The sequence below is a fragment of the uncultured Psychrosphaera sp. genome (assembly GCF_947500655.1).
GTDB lineage: Bacteria > Pseudomonadota > Gammaproteobacteria > Enterobacterales > Alteromonadaceae > Psychrosphaera.
Genome location: NZ_CANMSK010000013.1, coordinates 37945 through 58293 on the forward strand (window position 1 = coordinate 37945; position 20349 = coordinate 58293).

A 20349-nucleotide genomic window follows, 5' to 3' on the forward strand; every position below is an offset into this window, starting at 1 on the left:
TATATCCCCCAATGTATTAAACATACAGAAACTCTAACGATATTAAATTAGTATCTTAAAATATGATTAGAAATAAAGTCTGAGGTGATTCAAACTTAAGATAAGGTACCGTTACTCTAGAATTTCCCAGTTTAATAAATATTACAAAGAAAGAAATTAAACATTTATTTCGCGATAAAACTTACGAACTAAAAGTATAAAATAAAATGCTGTTATTCTGGGGTAAAGTAATGTTGTCAAAGGATATTTAACGGTTGAGAACTAGAGGCATTCTCACGACTGGGTTGTTGTTCTTTTACAAATTATTATCCACCTGAGCATAAAGTTCAGTTTTATTATTTGCCGAACAGCTTTAAATAAATCCAATGTGAAAGATTGATTATCATGTGTCATTTCTTTTCTATCGAAATGACACAACTATTGAACATCATCTTATATAATACGGTTAATAGATTAACATTAAAGGAAATATTCCCCCATAATGTTTAATTGAAATTAATTAGTTAAAAACTTTTTAATTTCAGAATTTAAGACTAATGACTTATTGTTTAGCGGTTGCTTAACTTGAGCAAAACTAACAGTCTTGTTTATAGTTTTATTTTTATAAAAATTTAACATTTCATTTGAATATTCTATATTTAAAAATTTACATAAACTTTTTAATTCACTTTCCGGATTATTAATTAGCTCCTCGTATTTTAAACAATGAATTCTGCTTGGCATCATTTTAAGCCAATGCTGAATCAGTTTAGTTTCACTATCAAAAAAGGCATTTATATTTGTTAAGTCATATGACCAAGGTAAATTAGTTCGAAAGAAGTTTTTATAACATGACCAACTATTTTCTTGCTTGTCTCTAGATATATAAACAAATTTAGATTGAGGAAATGCTTTACTTAATAAGCCAGCATATTTATTTAAATCTAGTGTTTTATCAATTACTTTGGATTTAATATCACCAAAATGTTGTTTTAAAAGCCAGTTGAATTCATTATGGAATTGATCAATAACATTTATTTTAACTTCGTTATCAACATTCTGAGATTCTAGGCGATTAAAGTGCTGAATAGGTATCGATGGCAAAGAACGTTGACTAAAATTTAACTCTCCACCAGCTAGATATTGCCTATTGCTTACTAGAATCTGCTCTAATAAACTAGTACCAGAACGAGGTAGACCAATTATAAATACTGGATCAAAATCAGCTGTTGCTGATGATGTTGGAAATAAATCAAAGAATGCTTGATCTTGATTAGAAATAATTTGTGTTGTTATATTTTTTTGGTTTTCAACAAAGTTTGAATTTTCGCTATTTAATAATTCATTTGCTTTTTCTAAAGTTTTTATTTGCTCTGATGTTTTATTCTTACGTTCTAATAACATAGCTTTAGCAAAAAGAAATTGTGATAAATTCAAAGGTTCTGTTTTAAGAATATCAGGCTCTATATTTAACAACTGTTTTTCAATCGTATCGTCATCCAAATTAAGAGCTAAAAGAGATAGCCATGTTGGCCCTGATAGAGGCTGCAATTTTAACGCTAATAAAAAGTTTTCTTTCGCCGAATCTAATTCACCAAGCTGACTTAAGCATACGCCTGCAAAATGATATTCTCGCCCCCCCCAAGATCTTTTTGAAATTGAATTAACAAGCTCAAAAGCTTTGTCCATTTCATTTAACTCTGCAAATACACCCGCTACAGAAAGTTTAGCATCATTAGAATTCATTACATTAAGGTATCTTTGCGCTGTTTCCATAGCTAATTCTTTAGCACCAACTAATATACAAATTCTAGCTAATGCTCCCCAGTGTTTACCAATTAATGCATTCTCTTTTATTAAAGCTTCCACTTTTTCGGTAACAGCAAATCGGTAACCTTTTTGTGCATCCTTTACAATTGAATCTAATAGCTCATTGGTATTCACAACTTATCCCTCTAACTTCTAAATTATTTAATAAGAACAAACAAATAGTTTATTCAAACACTCCGCATTGTATCATGACTTTCTTTTGTCATTTCATTGTTTTTTATGCTTTATAAAATCATTAATACGCTGAACGTCTATCTATAAGGTTATTTAGCTCTTGCCCTTTCTTCTGTAAAAAGTAGTTTTCAACTATCTGGCTTACCGCCGTTTCAACATTAGTTACCGCTGAAATATGGGGGGTTATCTGAATTTTATCTGACAGCCAAAATAGGTGTTGTTCTGGTAATGGTTCTTGTCTGAATACATCTAAGTACGCAAAGCTTATTTGCTCATTATCAAGCGCCTCTATTAAATCTTCATCAACAACATGCTCACCTCTGGCTACATTAATTAATACGGCTGTGGATTTCATTTTAGAAAATACAGCCGCATTTAATATGTTTTCGGTTTTATCCGTAAGCGGTAATAAACACACTAAGTAATCGGCCTCAGTAATAACAGTGTTAAAACCATCATCGCCTGCATAACAATTAACCTTATCTAACTCTTTTAAACTGCGGCTCCAACCTGATACTTCAAAACCAAAATCTAATAAGACTTGAGCGGTTTTACTGCCTAATTGCCCTAGCCCCAAAATGCCAACCTTATTGCCCTTTCTTGCTGACTTTGGCTTCCATATTTGTTCTTGCTGTTGTTGGTTAAACTGATGTAAACGGAGTTTATGATGTTGGATCATAGTAAGAACATATTGCGCCATATTTATCGCTAAATCTGGATCAACGATTCTGACAATGGGAACGTTAGGTAAGTCTGGGTCAGATATGATTGAATCTACGCCTGCGCCAAATGAGGATATGGCTTTTAGGTTTTTATAGGCTGTTAATGAGCCATGTTGGTGTTTCCACACTAAAGCGAATTCTACTTTGTCTGGGTGTTTTACATTAGGCCAAACTTCAATTTCATTTTCGGGGATATCCTGCTTGAGTCGAGTGATTAATTTATCTAGTGGTCTTCCTGGAATATTAATTAATATCGACATTGTTTTACCCTTCCTGTTTTTGTTCTAGCTCTCGTTGTTTTTTTTGTAGTATTTTACTAATTGCTTTTGACGCAGCAAAAAAACCAAAGGTGCCGGTAACCATAGTCGCGGCACCAAATCCCATATTGCAATCCAAACGCATCGAGCCTTCGGCATTAGCTTTCATCTGGCACACACTGCCATCTTCTTGCGGGTATTGTAATTGCTCTGTGCTGAATACGCAGTCTACGCCAAACTTTCGTTTTGGGTTTTTACTAAAGTTAAAATCACGGCGCAGTAAATTTCTTACTTTTGATAATAATGGGTCGTGAGTCGTTTTGGCTAAATCAGAATATTGAATTTGACTTGGATCTGTTTGTCCACCAGCACCACCGGTAACCAACAAACCTATCTTATTGCGCTTGCAGTGAGCTATAAGCGCGGTTTTAGCGTTTATGCTGTCAATGGCATCAATAACATAATCAAACTTACTAGCTTCTCTTGTGCCTATCATTTCAATTAAGTTATCAGCAGTTATAAAGTCTTCAATGCAAGTAACTGTGCAATCTGGATTTATTAGCTTAATTCGCTGTGCCATGACATCGACTTTAGCTTGCCCTACCGTGCCAACCATCGCATGAATTTGACGGTTAGTATTGGTCATACAAATATCATCAAGATCAACTAACGTTATATGGCCGATACCAGAGCGAGCTAATGCTTCAGCAGCCCAAGTACCAACTCCGCCAATGCCAACAACGCATACGCGAGCTTGTTCAATCCATTTGGCTTGTTGTGTTCCATATAAGCGGCTAATGCCACCAAAACGCGTTTGATAATCTGTCATATATTTTTAACTAATAGTTATATTAAGTAGACCGTTATTTTGGCCAATTATGTAATTCAGGCTCTGCAACTAAATCGACTATTTTTTGCTTGTTTTCAACAAAAAGTGAGCCTGTATTTGGAAATGAAATTAACTTTATTTGCTCATCGTTATATTGAAAATCCAACATTAACGCGTGTAAGTAACCACGGTCACAAGGCTTAACTTCATTTTTAGCACCATAAAGCTGATCGCCTAAAATAGCAGAGCCGACACTTTTCAACGCCACTCGTATTTGATGCGTTTTACCTGTTTCTGGTTTTATTAAAAACAGTCTTAATCCTTTGGTTACCTCTGAAGCTAAACCCCAGTTGAAAAAACGAGTAACAGCTGGAGCTTCTTTAGTCTTTAATAGCTTCCATTGTGACAAACGGGCTTTTGCCATATCACCAATAATGCTGCCTTGTTTCTTTTTGGGTTTTGAATCAGACAAAGCTAAATAATATTTTTGAATTTGTTTACTTTCAAACGCTTGCTGAAACCAAGTCGCCGCGTTTTTATTACGCGCTAAAATTAACAAACCACTGGTTAGCTTGTCTAATCTATGTACTGGGAATAAGGTTTCAGAGAAATGCGCTGCACACATATTGAAAAAACCAGTCTGCTTTTGCCCATTAACCTCTTCATCGTGAAAACCTATGTCATTAGGTTTATCGACTATATAAAAATCTGGGTGTTCAAGAACTAGGTTTATATCAAGTTTGCTAGTCAAAATTAAAGACTCTTTAAGCTGGCAACTAAACGACGAACTTGCTCTAAATCTTCAGCAGTATCAACACCTACTGGCGGTGGCTCAACCGCCGCTGCAACATGAATTGATTGTCCTTGCCATAACACACGTAATTGCTCTAACGATTCTATTTGTTCTAACGGCGATACAGGCCAGCTTACATACTGTTTTATAAAGCCCGCTTTATACGCATAAATACCAATATGACGTAAATAACCGTAATTTAATTCGCTCTCTTTACCGTCTCTATCAAACGGTACCGCAGAGCGTGAAAAATATAACGCTAAGCCGTCTTTATCCGTCACAACTTTTACAGCATTGGGGTTTGCTAATTCAGTTCTTGAGCAAATAGACTCTGCTAACGTAGCCATACCAACACTTTTAGCACTGGCATTTGCTTGAGCGGCTAATAAATATTGCGCCAAATTGTCAGCTACTTGGCAAATATTTGAAGACGGGATCATAGGCTCATCGCCTTGTACATTAACAATAATTTCATCGTCGGCTAAATTATACTTTTCAATAACTTCAGCCAATCGTTCTGTACCAGAAGTATGAACCGGCGATGTCATACAAACTTCACCACCAAAATCAATAACAGCTTGTTCAACGCGCTTATCATCCGTTGCCACAATCACTTGTTTAGCACCACTGGCAATAGAGCGTTCATAAACCCATTGCACCATAGGTTTTCCGCCTATATCCGCTAACGGTTTACCCGGTAAACGTGAAGAGTCGTAACGCGCGGGTATAACAACAATGAAATTCTTTTTTTCTTGTGACATTTGTATGACTTCCAAACTATGTGTTTATTCGCTTTGCTAAAAAATAACAGAGCCAAGTTAAATTAAGTGAAGCTACTTTATTTGCTCTAATTCATCTAACGTAAGCTTTCTAGCTTCATTTTCTAACATTACAGGAATGTCATCATTGATTGCGAAAGCAAGTTTGTCAGCTTTACAAACTAGTTCATTTAACTCTTTGTTAAATACCAATGGAGACTTACATATTGGGCAAGCCAAAATTTCTAGTAATTTTTTATCAAATGCCATGAGCCATTTTCCTCTAACTGTCTTTTCATAGACTATTTTATAAACTGTTTTTATAAACTAAAGCGCGTTTAATTTATAACAGGTAATTGTTTTATTAATTCAATAAGTTGTTGTTCTACTTTATTTGATATAACCGCAGAAATAGGTAATACAAACCAATTTGGTTTTGCAAACGCTTGGCACTTCACGGCATCTTTTTCTGTCATCACGATAATGTCATCAGTGGTGAATTTGTCAAAATCGGCAGCGGTAAAGTTATGATGATCGGCAAACCACAAGGTGCTTTCCACTTTATAACCAAACGTTTCCACCGTAGTCAAAAAACGCTGTGGATTACCAATACCAGACACTAAGTGAACCTTATCGCCTTGCTTGTTACTATTGTTTAGCGCCAACTTATTGGTTGGATTTAATAAGTTATAAGCCATATCCGCTGATAACTGATAATCCTTTTCATTATGAGTATCAACAACTGCACTGCCAGAGTTAATAAGCGTTAAATCTACAGACTTTAATCTTGATGGTAATTCACGTAATGGACCTACAGGTAATAGCCAGCCATTGCCAAACATGCGCTGGGCATCCAATAATACAATTTCAATATCTCTGGCCATTTTATAATGCTGTAAACCATCATCTGAGATCACAACATTAGCATCGGTATTATCATGAATAAACTGAACGGCTTGTGCCCTGTCAGGACTAATTACAACAGGACATTGAGTGCGTAAGTGTAATAACTTAGGTTCGTCGCCAGTTAAATTTGTAGCCAGCTCAGAGCTAACTAAACGTGGAAAAGGTAAGTCTTGGCCTTTGTTGCTTTGCTTATTTGCGCCATAACCACGACTTACAATCGCAGGTTTAAAGCCTTGCTGCTTTAATAGTTCTACCAAGTAAATAACAAATGGTGTTTTGCCTGTGCCACCAACCGATATATTGCCAACCACAATAACAGGAAGTTTTGATGGCACTTGCTGCTTGATACCAAGCTTAAATAACAACTTGCGAATGCTAGATAGTAACCAAAACAAACCAGTTAATGGCAATAATACAAAGTTTAGTTTACTGGCGTTATACCAACCACGTTCAACCCAGTTCATTTAGCTCTCGTTACTAGCATTCATTTATTCGCTTTGATGATCATAAACTTAAGCTTCACTAAACTGTAATTGATGTAAAGCAGCGTAAGCGCCTTTTTTCTCTAATAATTCAGCGTGACTACCTTGTTCTAGTATTTCGCCCTGCTCCATAACAATGATCTTATCGGCATTTTCAATAGTAGAAAGGCGATGGGCAATGACTAAGCTAGTACGGTTTTTCATTAATTTATTTAGCGCATCTTGAATAGCTCGTTCAGATTCAGTATCTAATGCAGAAGTCGCTTCATCCATAATAAGTATTGGCGCATTGCGAAGTAACGCTCTAGCAATCGCAATACGTTGGCGCTGACCGCCAGATAATAATACGCCGTTTTCACCAACTTCTGTATCTAGACCAAACTCCATATTATTAGAAAATTCAGTTACATGGGCTAATTCAGCAGCTTGTTCAATTTCTTCTCTAGTTACTTTTTTATCACCATAAGCAATATTGGCAGCAATACTGTCGTTAAATAGTGTTACATGCTGTGATACCAAAGCAATATGAGAACGTAAATTAGATAGCTCAAAGTCATTAATATCTGTGCCGTCAATTTCTACGTGACCACTTTGAGGGTAATAATAACGAGGGATAAAGTTAGATATTGTGGTTTTACCACTACCTGATCGACCAACAAGTGCCACGGTTGTGCCAGCTTCTATTTCCAAGTTTAAATCTTTAATTACTTGGATTTCGCTATTTGGGTAAGCGAAGTTCAGGTTTTTAAATGAAACTTTACCTTTAACTGATCCTTTAATCACTGTGCCCGTATTGCTTTCAGACTCTTCGTCTAATACTTGAAAGACACTTTGCGCTGCAGTTAACCCACGTTGTAATTCACTATTTACAGTTGTTAATTGTTTAAGCGGTCGTAACAAGGTCATCATTGATGTAATAACAACCGTAAACGTACCAGGGGTTAAACTACTTAGCATTTCAGGCATTGCAGCCATATATAAAACAGCAGCAAGGGCAAATGAAGCAATGATCTGTATGCTAGAAACACTAAGCACTCGAGTAGAAACCATCTTCATTTTTTGCTGACGGTTATTGTTATTTATTTTTAAAAATTCGTTCTTTTCTTTCTCTTGTCCGCCAAATGCCAAAATCACTTTATGACCCGAGATCATTTGTTCTGATTGACGAGTTACATGCCCCATGGCTTGTTGGATACGTTTTGATATCACGCGAAAACGTTTGGTCACGTAAGTAACTATTAACGCCACAAATGGCACTAAAACCAGAATAGCGATAGATAACTGCCAACTGTGATAAAACATAATCGTCATAAGGCCAATAACAAAAGCACCCTCACGGACCACGACCAATAAAGCTTTACTGCAAGCATTTTCAAGCTGTTCAGTATCGTAAGTAATTTTAGAAATTAAACTTCCTGTTGAATTAGCATCATGAAAACTAACAGGTAAAGACATGATTTTTTCATATAATTCCTGCCTCATATTCATAACAATATTAGAGCCAACCAAGCCTAAACCAAAAGTCGCCATAAAATTCGACAAACCTCTGAGGACAAAAACCACAATAACAAATATGGGGGCGTAGGTTAAAACGTTTGAGCTTTGTCCGGTAATGCCTTCGTCAATGAAAGTCTGGATTTTTGAAATAAATAATGCGTCGATTGATGCATTGATCACCATACCGATAATGGCAAAAGCAAAAATAAATTTGAATGGTTTAATATATTGTAATAAACGTTTAAACGTAGTCGACTCTTCAACTGTTGAAGTAATATTTGCTGAATTCAAGAATGGTACCTTTTCAAAAAATTAAAATTCCGAATAAAGAAGGAATTTAGATGAATGCGCATTCTACCGTATTTTTGATGTAAATCTAAAAGGATTTTGCTTTTTCCAAAATGGCTGCCAATTATTTAAGTAACCCTCAACGATAAGTTCATTATCCGTTAAGTTCTTACCTGTTGGATCGTCACCTGTCTGAGTAAAGGTTACTTCAAGCATTCCTTGTTTATTTGTGGAGTACTGAGTTATCAACGGCAACTTAGTCTGCATAAGGTGAGGCTCTATTTGTTGAGGTTGTATTTGTCGAGAAGTTACTGCTTGATCTGCAAATATATCAAAGCGGCGAATAACCTCTTTAGTTGGAAAGCCAAATCTATTATTGACTCCCGCACTATGGAGTACTTTTATTGGTGCCACCGCATTGATAAATTTTTGCGCCGATGAATATTTACTACCATGGTGAGCAGAGATCAAAACATCAGATGTTAAATCTATTTTTGATTTATTGTGCATTACCAATAAACGCCGTTCTATTTTGCTGGTAATGTCGCCAGTTAATAACACAGTCTTATTGGTCAGTTTGTCGGTTATTTTCACTACACAACTGCTGTCATTTTTAGACAGCTTATTTCTCTTTTCAGATAACTTGTTGCCAGATATTTTTTTTACAGTAAAAGAATTAAATTGCGGCTTTTCAGGCCAAATCATTTCAACTTTTACGTTTAACCAATTAAACACTTGTGGCTTACAATTTCGTTTTCTAGCCGCTACCCACTCAGGTTTACCTAATACATTAATATCACCAATATGGTCGCTATCATTATGGGAGATAACAATATGTGCTACATCGGTAATACCTAAGCCAACTAACATAGGTTGCACAACAGCTTGAGTGGCATTAAACCCTGATGGATAAATAGGTCCTAAATCATAAATAAAAGCAGAACTACCTTGCTGAAACAAGATTGATGTTCCCTGCCCTACATCCAAAACAAACATCTTTAACTTAGGTTGGAATTGCTTTAACGATGATGTTTGCCACGGATAAAAGCTCAGAGCCATAGGTAAAAATAACAATAGACCTAATACTAGACTGCCTTTTTTTCTGCGACTAATTCTATGGTTAACCGCTTTACTGCTAAATTGTCTACTAAATCCATACGCTGGTAATACCAACACACAACAGATAATTAATAACCACCAAGCCCAAACACCAAAGGCTAAATCAACCCAATAATGAAATATAGAATAAGAACTAAATAAGTTAATTAACGGGCTAAGTAATACGTCAGCAAAAACGAGTAAATATGTTAACCAAGTGATATCCAGTAAAGCCCCTATCGTGCCAATAAAAATGCAAGGCACTAATATCAAACTAAATATTGGGATCGCTATTAGATTGGTGACTACGCCAGATACTGAAACACCGCCAAACCAGAACAACACCACAGGCATCATCCAAATAGTAATAAAAACTTGGAACTTAACCAGATACACCATTTTATTTTTCAAAGTAATAAATAAAATCAGTAACTTAGCTTTTAATACAGAGTTGTCATTTAAGCTTTGCTCTTGCTCTTCTTTATCCCCTATTTTTGTGGAAGCTGCTTTTATAGATACAGAGTCTATAGACACTGGTTTTAAAAAAGGTACTTTTTGTATGAATAAAACAATGCCTAATACCGCAGAAAAAGTTAACCACCAAGCAGCGTTCAAAGGTGAAAATGGGTCAATTAACAGACTGAAAAATGCCACAAACAGTAACAACTTAATCTTATTAATATTGCTAAAGGTTAAATCTAACAATGCCCATAACGAAACAAATAATCCTGCCCTTGTCGCTGATATCGAAAAATCAATTAATCCAATATACATCCACAATAAAACTAAGACTAAAATCGTTGAAGTTGTATGACTCAAATGAAACTGAGTTACCGTTAACAAACCTTTTGACACAATTTTTAACAACAGTTTTATTACTAGAAAAATAATACCTATATGTAAACCAGAAATTGCCAGTAAATGACTAATACCCATATGGTTATACAATTCAAATTGCTCACTGGTTATTAAACTTCGATTCCCTAAACCAACGGCTAATAAAATACCCTGAGTATTTTTTCCTTTAAGGTCTAGCTCTTTTAATACTCCTATTAATTTATTCACTGAAGTTTGCTGTGATGACTTAAGATTTGTTGAACTAGAATGCGTATGGATTTTTTTTACACTGCCAGTGGCAATAACCCCTTTTGAGAAGACCCACTGATTGTAATCAAAACCAAATCTATTTTGATAACCATGCGGTTTAGCTAACTTGACTGTTGTGGTTAATATATCGCCTTGTTGCAGTAATAAATTAGGCTTATACCAACTCACTCTAATAGCAGTTGAAAGCCAAGGTGACTCTATAGGTTGTCCATCAATTGACTTTACTTTTAGGCTAAATATAACAGATGGGTTACTTTCTTTTTTTACCACAACAGAGCTAACTTCACCGTGAATTAGAAATATTTGCGCTTTTGCCAACACAAAGTTGTTATTAAAATGAGCATTAGACATACACATTAAATATACAAAACCAGCAACAAAGCCATTTAGAACAATAGCAGCAGAAAATATTCTATGATGTTTCAACTTAACACTAGAGTTAGTCTTAACAGTAGCTACAATAGTTAAAATCAGAACAAAAAAGAAAAGAATAAAAAGTGTAGTTAATGGCAGTAATATAGGGGAAAACAGGGCGACTATATCACCAACTAAAAAAGCGAATATCCACCTTTGCATACTTACTCCCTGTTTTACTAAGTTAAAATCCGTTAAGTTCTTCCGCCAAGCTTTGAGTTTAGCCCTTAAAATGTCATTTATTATTTGTTTTAAACAACAATTTAATTACAAATCCATCAAATTAAGGTAAGTTTAGCGCAATATTTTTCATGTTCTAATATTAGAGCCTCAATGACACACGCTAGAGTTTCCTCCAGCCTAGTAAGTACCTATTATGCCTAGAAAATTAATTAAACGGTTTTTACCGGATCATCAAAAGATTAAACAAAACCGAGCTATTAATATGTTTGGCACCTTGTTACATGACGCAAACTTATGGCACTTAAACCGTAAGTCCGCTCGTGGAGCTTTCGCCATTGGTTTATTCAACGCTTTTATTCCAGTGCCTTTTCAAATGTACTTATCCGCCTTAGGTGCCATTGTTTTTAAAGTGAATTTACCTTTATCTGTTGGTTTAGTTTGGATCAGTAATCCATTAACTATGCCGCCATTATTTTATGGCTGTTATAAACTAGGTGAATGGATTTTAGGACCAACAGGTCATGAGTTTGCGTTTGAACTTAGTTGGGATTGGCTAGTAGCCAGTATATCGACCATAGGGCCTACATTTATATTTGGTTGCCTAGTTGTGGCAACAACCTGTGCCACTATCGGATTTTTTGGCATAGACTTATTATGGCGTTACTCTGTTGGCAGAGAATGGAAAGACAGAAAACTAAAACGTCAAAACCAAGCTTAATAGCCATACATAAAATTACATTTTTTTAACCATTTTTAATTTTAGGATTAACAATGACTCAAATTACAATACAAACACCAGATGACTGGCACTTACATTTTCGTGATGGCGATATGTTGGCCGAGACTGTACCAGCAACAGCTCGTTGTTTTCAACGTGCCGTCGCTATGCCTAACTTAGTCCCTCCAGTTACTACCGCTGACATGGTGTCCGATTATAAACAACGTATTTTAGCTGCTCGCCCAGAAGGTAGTACCTTTGAGCCAGTTATGACCTTATTCCTTACAAACACAACAAGCAAACAAGATATTATTGATGCCAAAGCCGCTGGAGCGTTAGCTGCAAAACTTTACCCAGCTGGAGCAACAACCAACTCTGATGCGGCAGTAAGCAGATTAGATGGATTATTTCCTATCTTTGAAGAAATGCAAAAACAAGGCATGTTGCTGTTAGTTCATGGTGAAGTAACGGCGCATCACATAGACATATTTGATCGTGAAAAAGAATTTATCGACCAAAACATGACTCGTATTGTCGATGCATTCCCAGACTTAAAAGTGGTGTTTGAACATATCACCACCAAAGACGCCGTTGACTTTGTACTAGCCGCAAGCGACAACGTTGCAGCAACGATTACACCTCAGCATTTATTGTTAAACCGTAACGACATGTTAGTTGGTGGTGTACGCCCACATTATTATTGTTTGCCAGTATTAAAACGTAATATTCATCAACAAGCATTACGTGCTGTAGTTGCAACCGGCAATAAAAAGTTTTTCTTAGGGACAGATTCCGCCCCACATGAGAAAGACAAGAAAGAAAATGCTTGTGGTTGTGCTGGTTGCTATAGCGCATGGAGTGCCATTGAATTATATGCTCAAGTGTTTGATGAATTGGACGCGTTAGATAAGTTAGAAGGCTTTGCCTCACAACACGGCGCAGATTTTTATGGCTTACCACGTAATACCACCAGCATTACTTTGGTAAAAGAAGACTGGACTATTCCAGCAGAAATCACTTTACCAAACGGCAACCCAATAGTGCCATTTTTTGGTGGTGAAACTTGTGGTTGGAAAATCAAAGACTAGTTCTTCTTGTTCTTAATGCATTTAGTGTTTACGTAATGTCCCGTCCTAAAATACAAAAAAGCCGAGGTGTTAATCACCTCGGCTTTTTATTACGGGACAGTTATTTTGTTACAGCTTTATATGTGAACAATTGAAAATAATAGCTATTCAACCAATAACCCATCGTCATTAATTGCCCAATGATAAGCATCCATAATTAATTGACGAGCCGCTTCACTTGCACTGCTATAATTAGCACTTACATCTAAAATCAAATCACGTTGCAGTATTTGTAAACTCCACCCATTTAATAATGAATCATAATTCTCAGAGGACAGTCCTGAGCCATCAAACATATAACTTACATCCGCGACATTCGAAACATCCCAATTACCTACGTTCTGATTAAATGCAGCAGCATGCCTAAACATTCTATGCATATTCGTTACACTAGACACATCCCAACTCTCTAAAGTTTGGTTAAATGTAGTTGCATTAAGAAACATCCATGACATATCGGTTACACTAGAAACATTCCAATTATCTAATGGTTGATTAAATGTGGTAGCTCCATAAAACATAAAACTCATATCCGTTACACTAGACACATCCCAACTACCTAATGATTGGTTAAAGGATTCAGCGGATCTAAACATAGCAATCATATCCGCTACATTAGAAACATCCCAACTATCTAATGGCTGGTTAAATGCAGTAGCACCTTCAAACATAGAAGTCATATCGGTCACATTAGAAACATCCCAACTATCTAATGGCTGGTTAAATGCAGTTGCACCTTTAAACATAGCTTCCATACCGGTCACATTTGATACAGTCCAATTATCTAATGGCTGGTTAAATGCACTGGCAAATCCAAACAAACCAGCCATATCCCTTACATTTGATACATCCCAATTATCTAATGGCTGGTTAAATACTGTTGCGCCATCAAACATATATGACATATCCTCTACATTGGACACATCCCAATCGTTTATATCTTGGTTAAAGTTTGTGGTACGGTAGAACATATATCTCATATTCCCGACATTAGAGACATCCCAATGACTTATATCACTATTAAAATTGGTAGCCTCTTTAAACATCAACCCCATTTTTCTTACATTTGATACATCCCAACTATCTAATGGCTGGTTAAATGCAGTTGCACCTTCAAACATCCCCCACATATCAGTTACATTAGAAACATCCCAACTGTCTAATGGCTGGTCAAATACAGCCGCACCTGAAAACATATATGTCATATCCGTTACATAAGACACGTCCCAATGGTTTATATCACTGTTAAAATTAGTGCTACCGTAAAACATAGAGTCCATGCTCTCTACATCAGTTAACACTGGCGTATCTGTCGCATTTATTATCAAATTAATGGCGCCATTAAAGGCTGCTTTCATACTACGCCATGGAGTATTCCCCCACTGCTCTACCGATATTAAACGCTCACGATTCGACTCATCAGAACCTCTAAGATATAATTGCGGAAATGCCCCAGTAATAGAAACTGTGTATGTACCAGCGCTTGCATAAACATGAGTAGCATCGCCTGTTTGGTTTTCTTGTACAGCACTTCCATCGCCCCAATCAATTAAATAGTTATATCCACTTTCAAATGTAGGGACTGTAATCGCCTCATTCGCCTCAGTGGTTTTCCATGTAGTAATGAAAGGCGTAGCTTCTAATATATCAACCTTTTGAGTTACAGATGATGCTTCATTACCTTCACTGTCTATGGCGCTATAGGTTACTGTATAACTACCTACGACTGTGTTATCTATATCATTTGTCTGGGTAACCGTGACATCATCATCGTACTCATCATATACAGTAACCCCTAAATCTTCATAACTATAATATTGCAGCAACTCAACAGAGTTATCTCCCACCAAGGTAATGATTGGAGCCGTTGTATCAACGACCGTTACTTGACGTGTTTCAGTGATGGAGTTATCACTGTTATCTGTTGCTGTGTAAATAATTAAATAAGAGCCTAATGAAAGGACATCGACACTACCGTTTACTTCAACGGTTAAACTACCATCAACATCATCTAACGCAGTAGCACCTAACTCCTCATACTGGGAATTGTATTCTAAGGTTATTTCATCAGCACCATTAAGCGTAATAACTGGAGGGGTTGTATCTGCTGTGTTTTCTGTATTTGTGTTTTCTGTGCTTTCTGTATCTGCGTCATCACCACACGCGGTTACAGATAGTAATAATGGGAGAATAAAAAACGCACGTATAAGTGATTGCTTAATATTAAATTTAGTTCCAACAAAAGATGATGTTAGGTTTATGAATGGATTTATCATAACTTTCCTTGTGGTATTTTTAATTGACTTGTGTATCAATAACTTAAATTACTTATTAAAATTCAGTAACAGCTTTACAGCCGTTCACTATATAAATTAATTGTTTCTTATATGTATTCATAACGGTCATTAGATTTTTTATTTTAAATCAGTAATTTAAATACAATTTGGATTAATAAAACACAATAAAAGTATTTTCAAATAGATAACATAAGGGATCCCCCTAAATAAAACTGAAATAAGATTCGTTGGTTGCAATGACTATGCAATTACAAGGTTAGAAAGCTTCGCATAATGGAGCAGAGTTTTACGGCTTACCACGTAATACCACCAGCATTACTTTGGTAAAAGAAGACTGGACTATTCCAGCAGAAATCACCTTACCAAGCGGCAATCCAATAGTGCCATTTTTTGGCGGTGAAACTTGTGCTTGGAAAATTAAAGACTAAATCTTAAATAGTCGCAATGAAATCAAAAAAGCCGAGGTATTAATCACCTCGGCTTTTTTGTTACTTGAAGCCACAAAAAAATTCACATCAAAACCTTTTTATCAATTGCCTCAGTATTATTCTTTCTTATGTAATAAACACCTGTTATCATTCAGCGAACACGTGTACGCTGAGTAGGTATTTATCTATGAATGATCAAGATATAAACATTTCTAAAACAAAAAATAACATCCCGAATCCTAATGCTAGTTATTCTGTAAATGAAGAAATAGCGAATTCTGTTAGCCATGGTATTGGGGCTTTATTAAGTGTTGCAGGCTTAACTTTGTTGTTGGTATCTGCCAGTGAAATTGAAAATATAGCCTTATTATTTAGCTATATTGTTTATGGCCTTAGTTTAATGAGCTTATTTTTAGCTTCTACGCTTTATCATGCCTTTAGCCAACCACAAATTAAAAAGCTATTTAAGCTGTTTGACCATTGTGCCATTTATCTATTAATTGCAGGAACCTATACCCCTTTGATGGCAGTAACGCTAGGCGGTACATTAGGATTTAGTATGCTAGCGATTATTTGGGCACTGGCGTTATTGGGCATTGGTTTTAAAATGAAATTTGGTTCTCAATATAAAATCATTTCATTGGGCACTTACTTAGGTATGGGCTTTATTGCGTTATTTTTTATCCCAACCTTATATGACGCATTATCGCATAACGGTTTTCTGTTCTTAGCATTTGGTGGATTAAGTTACGCTTCTGGTGTGTATTTTTATGTGAATAAAAAAATACCGTTTAATCATGCTATTTGGCATCTATTTGTTTTAGGTGGCGCTATCAGTCATTTCTTTATGATTTACTTTTACGCGTAAAAACATCAAAAAAGCTGAGATTAACCATCTCAGCCTTATCACTTTCAAAGTTAGTTTCTTCAACGTTAGCTCTTTCAGCGTTAAACATTGATTGTTAAAAACTACCTTTAAAGTACCCTGCAAACCAATTTATACGCCCTACCCTGAAATTAATTCTACCGGTGACAGTTTTGACGCCCTACTTGCTGGATATAACGTAGCAAAATATGCAATAACAAATGCAGTAACCGACACGACTAATACCTGAATAAGTTCTAATTCAGTTGGCAAATAATCAATAAAATACACTTCTCCATCTAACGCTTTAACGTTAAATAACTGTTCAATAACAGACAACAATTCTGGGATGGATAAGGTTAACACGACACCCCATAAAATTCCCCAAGCAATGCCTTTAACTGCGGTTAACATCCCCATCATTACAAATACACGTTTTACAATAACCGGGGTTAAGCCCATGGTTTTTAATATGCCAATGTCACTGTGTTTTTCCTGGATTGCCATAGTCAATGACGACACAATATTAAAACAAGCTACCGACATCACTAATACCATCACTAAATACATAATGTCTTTCACCATAACAATATCGTTATAAACGTGACCGTTGGTTCTAAACCAGTCTAAAACATAAACATAATCTTGTAAGCTGCTACCAATTTGGCGGCCTAATACTTGTGCGTCAAATGGGTCGTTCAACGCCACTTTAACGCCTTCTGCTTGTTGCTCTGTCCAACCGAATTTGTCTTGAATAATAGTTAGCGGCAAATAGACTTGGCCGTAATCCATTTGCCCACCCAGTTGGTAAATCCCAACTATGTTGGCTTTTAAGTATTTTGGCGCTGCAAGTTTGCCAGAGGACAAGGTATTGGGGATCAGCAATTCAATGTCATCGTGTAAAGACAAACCTAGTTTATTCGCTAGACCTTGACCTATAACGGCTTCTACTTTATTTGTATCTGCTGACGTTACATCGGTTGATTGCGCTGCGTTTATCCCAGTAGTGGCGACTGTAACAGGGTTAACTGGTACTTGAGTTAGCCAATGTCCGGCTTTAATATATTTGTGCGTCGCATTAACGCTGGTTTCTAATTTGGCTGAAACACCGTGAATGATCACCGCTTCCAGATCATTTTGCTGTTGCAGCATGGCATTTACTTTAATGTAAGGTGCCGCACCTACAACATTCGGGTTTTTCAAAATGGTTTCTTGGGTTGCATGCCAGTTAGGTAAAGACCCTTGTACCGCTTCATATTCAACATCTGGAACAACGGCTAACAAAGAGTTTTTTAACTCCCGTTCAAAACCATTCATTATCGATAATCCAATAATCAAAGCAGCAACACCAACACTTATCCCTATTTTTGATGCGCGGTTAATAAATCGAATATATTTATTTTGAAACGCAGCATGGTAATAACGTTTGGCAAACGTAGCTGCAAGCTTAAAAGAAGCGCTAACAAAAGGGCCAGCTAGTAAATTTAGAGTAGACATAATAACCTTAACTTATCAAACCATCGTCGAGCTTAATGACTCGATTAAATCTACCAGCCAATTCTAAATCATGAGTCACCACCACTAAACTTGTACCAAACTCTTTATTTAGCTGCATAAATAATTTAAATACATGTTCTGCATTTTCCTTATCTAGGTTACCTGTAGGCTCGTCTGCCAATACTAATTTAGGTTTATTGACCAATGCCCTTGCAATAGCAACTCGTTGACGTTCGCCACCAGATAACTGTGAAGGGTTATGATTTAAACGATGCGACAAACCAACCAATTCTAACAGCTTGGTCGCTTCTTTATTGGCTTCTTGATTGCTCACACCTTTTATTAAAAGCGGCATAGCGACATTCTCTACTGCGCTAAATTCCATTAACAAATGATGGAATTGATAAATAAAGCCCATATTTTCGTTTCTAAACGCAGCGCGTTCGGTTTCGTTTAAGCTAGTAACGTCTTGCCCTAAAATTTTAACCACACCAGATGTTGGATTATCTAGCATACCCAATATATGTAACAAGGTACTTTTACCAGAGCCAGATTGCCCCAAGATCGCAATTTGTTCACCTTGGGCTATATCAAGATTCACGCCTTTTAACACTTGCGTTGTCACCGTGTGCTCTTTAGATTTTGTATCTATTACATCGGCGTATTGCTTTACCACATTTTGGCATTCAACTAACTTCATCTCTGACATTTTGTTATTACTCTTTTATTCAATTCGTTATTCATAACGTAGTACATCGGCAGGCATTAACTGTGATGCTTTTCTAGCGGGATAAATACTAGCTAATAACGCAAGTACAATTGCCAAGCTCACAATATAAAATAACTTCATCCAACTAAAATCAATTGGTAAACCTACACCGGCAACACCCAAAAAGTTAAGACCTGTGGCATTCATAAAGCCATTCAAATTTAACGTTAAAAACGCACCTAAACCGCCACCAAACAAAGCACCTAAGATCCCGTTGTACGCACCTTGCACAATAAAAATATTAGAAATGGTATTTTGTGTCATGCCCAAAGTTTTTAAAATGGCCACTTCGTTCTGTTTTTTGGTCACCATCATTACCAATGCCGACACTATATTAAAAGCAGCGACACAAATGATTAAGCTCAACATAAACCACATCATGGTTTTTTCCATCTTCACCGCATCAAATAATTTACCGTGAGTGTCGTGCCAATTTTCTATTTTGTAATCTTCTGCTGGATAATAATCAGCTAACTTTTGCGCGACATCGTTGGCTAAAAACGCATCGTTTAACACTAATCTTATGCCTGCATTATCCTTTGGTGGTTTTTTCATTAGTCGATTTAAGTCTTGTGAGCGAACAAAAATAAGTTGCTCGTCAATTTCACTTTCAGTTTGAAACATTCCCACAATAGTAAAAGTACGCTGCGACGGCATGCGCCCTATTGGCGTATAATGGCTGGTTCCGCTGATCATCAACCTAACTTTGTCACCAACTCCCAGCCCATATTCCATTGCCAAATACTGCCCAACAACGACACCGTATTTAAAGTCCAAAAACTCAGACCAACTACCTTGGGCTAAATGCTCAGTAACGCCTAAAGGGATAGAGTCATTACCGCTAATACCTTGCGCCATTACACCTTTTAAATCTGACGGTAATTGCATAATTGCCACCGACTGCACCAAAGGCAACACTTGAATAACATTATTAGTAAACTCAGCGCCTTCAACCGTTTTATTAAATTGCGCTACTGTTAATTGATTTTTAGTTTGTTCAGGCTCAATGATCACATGCGGCACCGCACCTAAAATACGTTGCTTTAAAATACCTTCAAATCCATCCATTACCGACATAACCAAAATCAGCGCTAAAACGCCTAACGCAATGCCCGCCATGGAGAAAAAGGAAATAAAGCTAATGAATTTGCCATCTTTGGCTGCTTTTGAATAACGTAAGCCGATTTGTAAACTAATTGGAAGGTTCATTTAGATTCTATAGAGTTGGTTAAACTTGAATTTAGTTAAGTTGCATTTGCCTAAGCAGATAAATTATTTACATTTAATAATTAATTAAGTTTCGATAATATGGTTTTCATTGCTAAAGTACA

At 36.3% G+C, this 20349-nt stretch carries 16 protein-coding genes and 1 pseudogene; 4 read left to right on the plus strand and 13 right to left on the minus strand.

The genetic code is table 11. The features are described from left to right. Positions 1–495: 495 nt before the first annotated feature. The 9 genes from Q0940_RS11575 to Q0940_RS11615 all read right to left on the minus strand — a co-directional run bounded on the left by Q0940_RS11575 (position 496) and on the right by Q0940_RS11615 (position 11296). Positions 496–1923, minus strand: a complete 1428-nt coding sequence (locus Q0940_RS11575) for a tetratricopeptide repeat-containing sulfotransferase family protein (RefSeq protein WP_299268652.1) — start codon at positions 1921–1923, stop codon at positions 496–498. 121 nt (positions 1924–2044) lie between these two features. After that, positions 2045–2965 (minus strand): glyoxylate/hydroxypyruvate reductase A, encoded by a 921-nt coding sequence (locus Q0940_RS11580; RefSeq protein WP_299268655.1) that lies wholly within the window; start codon positions 2963–2965, stop codon positions 2045–2047. A gap of 4 nt (positions 2966–2969) precedes the next feature. Then, positions 2970–3791, minus strand: coding sequence for a tRNA cyclic N6-threonylcarbamoyladenosine(37) synthase TcdA (tcdA, locus tag Q0940_RS11585; RefSeq protein WP_299268657.1), 822 nt, complete (start codon positions 3789–3791; stop codon positions 2970–2972). 34 nt (positions 3792–3825) lie between these two features. Continuing rightward, the gene (locus Q0940_RS11590) at positions 3826–4542 is read right to left on the minus strand and encodes a TIGR01621 family pseudouridine synthase (RefSeq protein ID WP_299268659.1); all 717 of its coding nucleotides are present in this window, start codon (positions 4540–4542) and stop codon (positions 3826–3828) included. A 2-nt stretch (positions 4543–4544) separates the two neighbouring features. After that, entirely contained in the window at positions 4545–5345 is an 801-nt protein-coding gene (kdsB, locus tag Q0940_RS11595; RefSeq protein WP_299268661.1) for a 3-deoxy-manno-octulosonate cytidylyltransferase, read from the minus strand. 72 nt (positions 5346–5417) lie between these two features. Further along, a complete protein-coding gene (locus tag Q0940_RS11600) occupies positions 5418–5612 on the minus strand; it encodes a Trm112 family protein (RefSeq protein ID WP_299268663.1) in 195 nt (64 codons plus the stop codon). A 68-nt stretch (positions 5613–5680) separates the two neighbouring features. Then, the gene (lpxK, locus tag Q0940_RS11605; RefSeq protein WP_299268665.1) at positions 5681–6712 is read right to left on the minus strand and encodes a tetraacyldisaccharide 4'-kinase; all 1032 of its coding nucleotides are present in this window, start codon (positions 6710–6712) and stop codon (positions 5681–5683) included. A gap of 48 nt (positions 6713–6760) precedes the next feature. Then, a complete protein-coding gene (gene msbA, locus Q0940_RS11610; RefSeq protein WP_299268667.1) occupies positions 6761–8518 on the minus strand; it encodes a lipid A export permease/ATP-binding protein MsbA in 1758 nt (585 codons plus the stop codon). 63 nt (positions 8519–8581) lie between these two features. After that, entirely contained in the window at positions 8582–11296 is a 2715-nt protein-coding gene (locus Q0940_RS11615) for a DNA internalization-related competence protein ComEC/Rec2 (RefSeq protein ID WP_299268669.1), read from the minus strand. Between the two features lie 214 nt (positions 11297–11510). Here Q0940_RS11615 and Q0940_RS11620 point away from each other — a divergent pair, with 214 nt between their 5' ends. After that, the gene (locus tag Q0940_RS11620) at positions 11511–12035 is read left to right on the plus strand and encodes a DUF2062 domain-containing protein (protein WP_299268671.1); all 525 of its coding nucleotides are present in this window, start codon (positions 11511–11513) and stop codon (positions 12033–12035) included. A gap of 53 nt (positions 12036–12088) precedes the next feature. Continuing rightward, complete coding sequence (gene pyrC / locus Q0940_RS11625) at positions 12089–13123, plus strand: dihydroorotase (protein ID WP_299268672.1); 1035 nt, start codon at positions 12089–12091, stop codon at positions 13121–13123. A gap of 143 nt (positions 13124–13266) precedes the next feature. Here pyrC and Q0940_RS11630 read toward each other — a convergent pair whose 3' ends face one another. Beyond that, positions 13267–15438 carry a BspA family leucine-rich repeat surface protein gene (locus tag Q0940_RS11630; RefSeq protein ID WP_299268673.1) on the minus strand — a complete coding sequence of 724 codons (2172 nt, stop codon included), beginning with the start codon at positions 15436–15438 and terminating at the stop codon, positions 13267–13269. Positions 15439–15704: 266 nt separating this feature from the next. On the opposite strand from Q0940_RS11630, the pseudogene Q0940_RS11635 reads away from it, so the two are divergent. Further along, positions 15705–15887: pseudogene (locus Q0940_RS11635) on the plus strand (dihydroorotase); the annotation flags it as partial. Between the two features lie 187 nt (positions 15888–16074). After that, positions 16075–16755, plus strand: coding sequence for a hemolysin III family protein (locus Q0940_RS11640; RefSeq protein WP_299268675.1), 681 nt, complete (start codon positions 16075–16077; stop codon positions 16753–16755). A 138-nt stretch (positions 16756–16893) separates the two neighbouring features. Here the strand turns inward: Q0940_RS11640 and Q0940_RS11645 are convergent, their stop codons facing one another. The 3 genes from Q0940_RS11645 to Q0940_RS11655 are packed head-to-tail and all read right to left on the minus strand — an operon-like array spanning position 16894 to position 20227. Next, a complete protein-coding gene (locus Q0940_RS11645) occupies positions 16894–18249 on the minus strand; it encodes an FtsX-like permease family protein (RefSeq protein WP_299268676.1) in 1356 nt (451 codons plus the stop codon). A 7-nt stretch (positions 18250–18256) separates the two neighbouring features. Beyond that, positions 18257–18958: a lipoprotein-releasing ABC transporter ATP-binding protein LolD gene (gene lolD / locus Q0940_RS11650; protein ID WP_299268678.1), complete on the minus strand. Its 702-nt coding sequence runs from the start codon at positions 18956–18958 to the stop codon at positions 18257–18259. 27 nt (positions 18959–18985) lie between these two features. Continuing rightward, complete coding sequence (locus tag Q0940_RS11655) at positions 18986–20227, minus strand: lipoprotein-releasing ABC transporter permease subunit (RefSeq protein ID WP_299268680.1); 1242 nt, start codon at positions 20225–20227, stop codon at positions 18986–18988. Between the last annotated feature and the right edge of the window lie 122 nt (positions 20228–20349).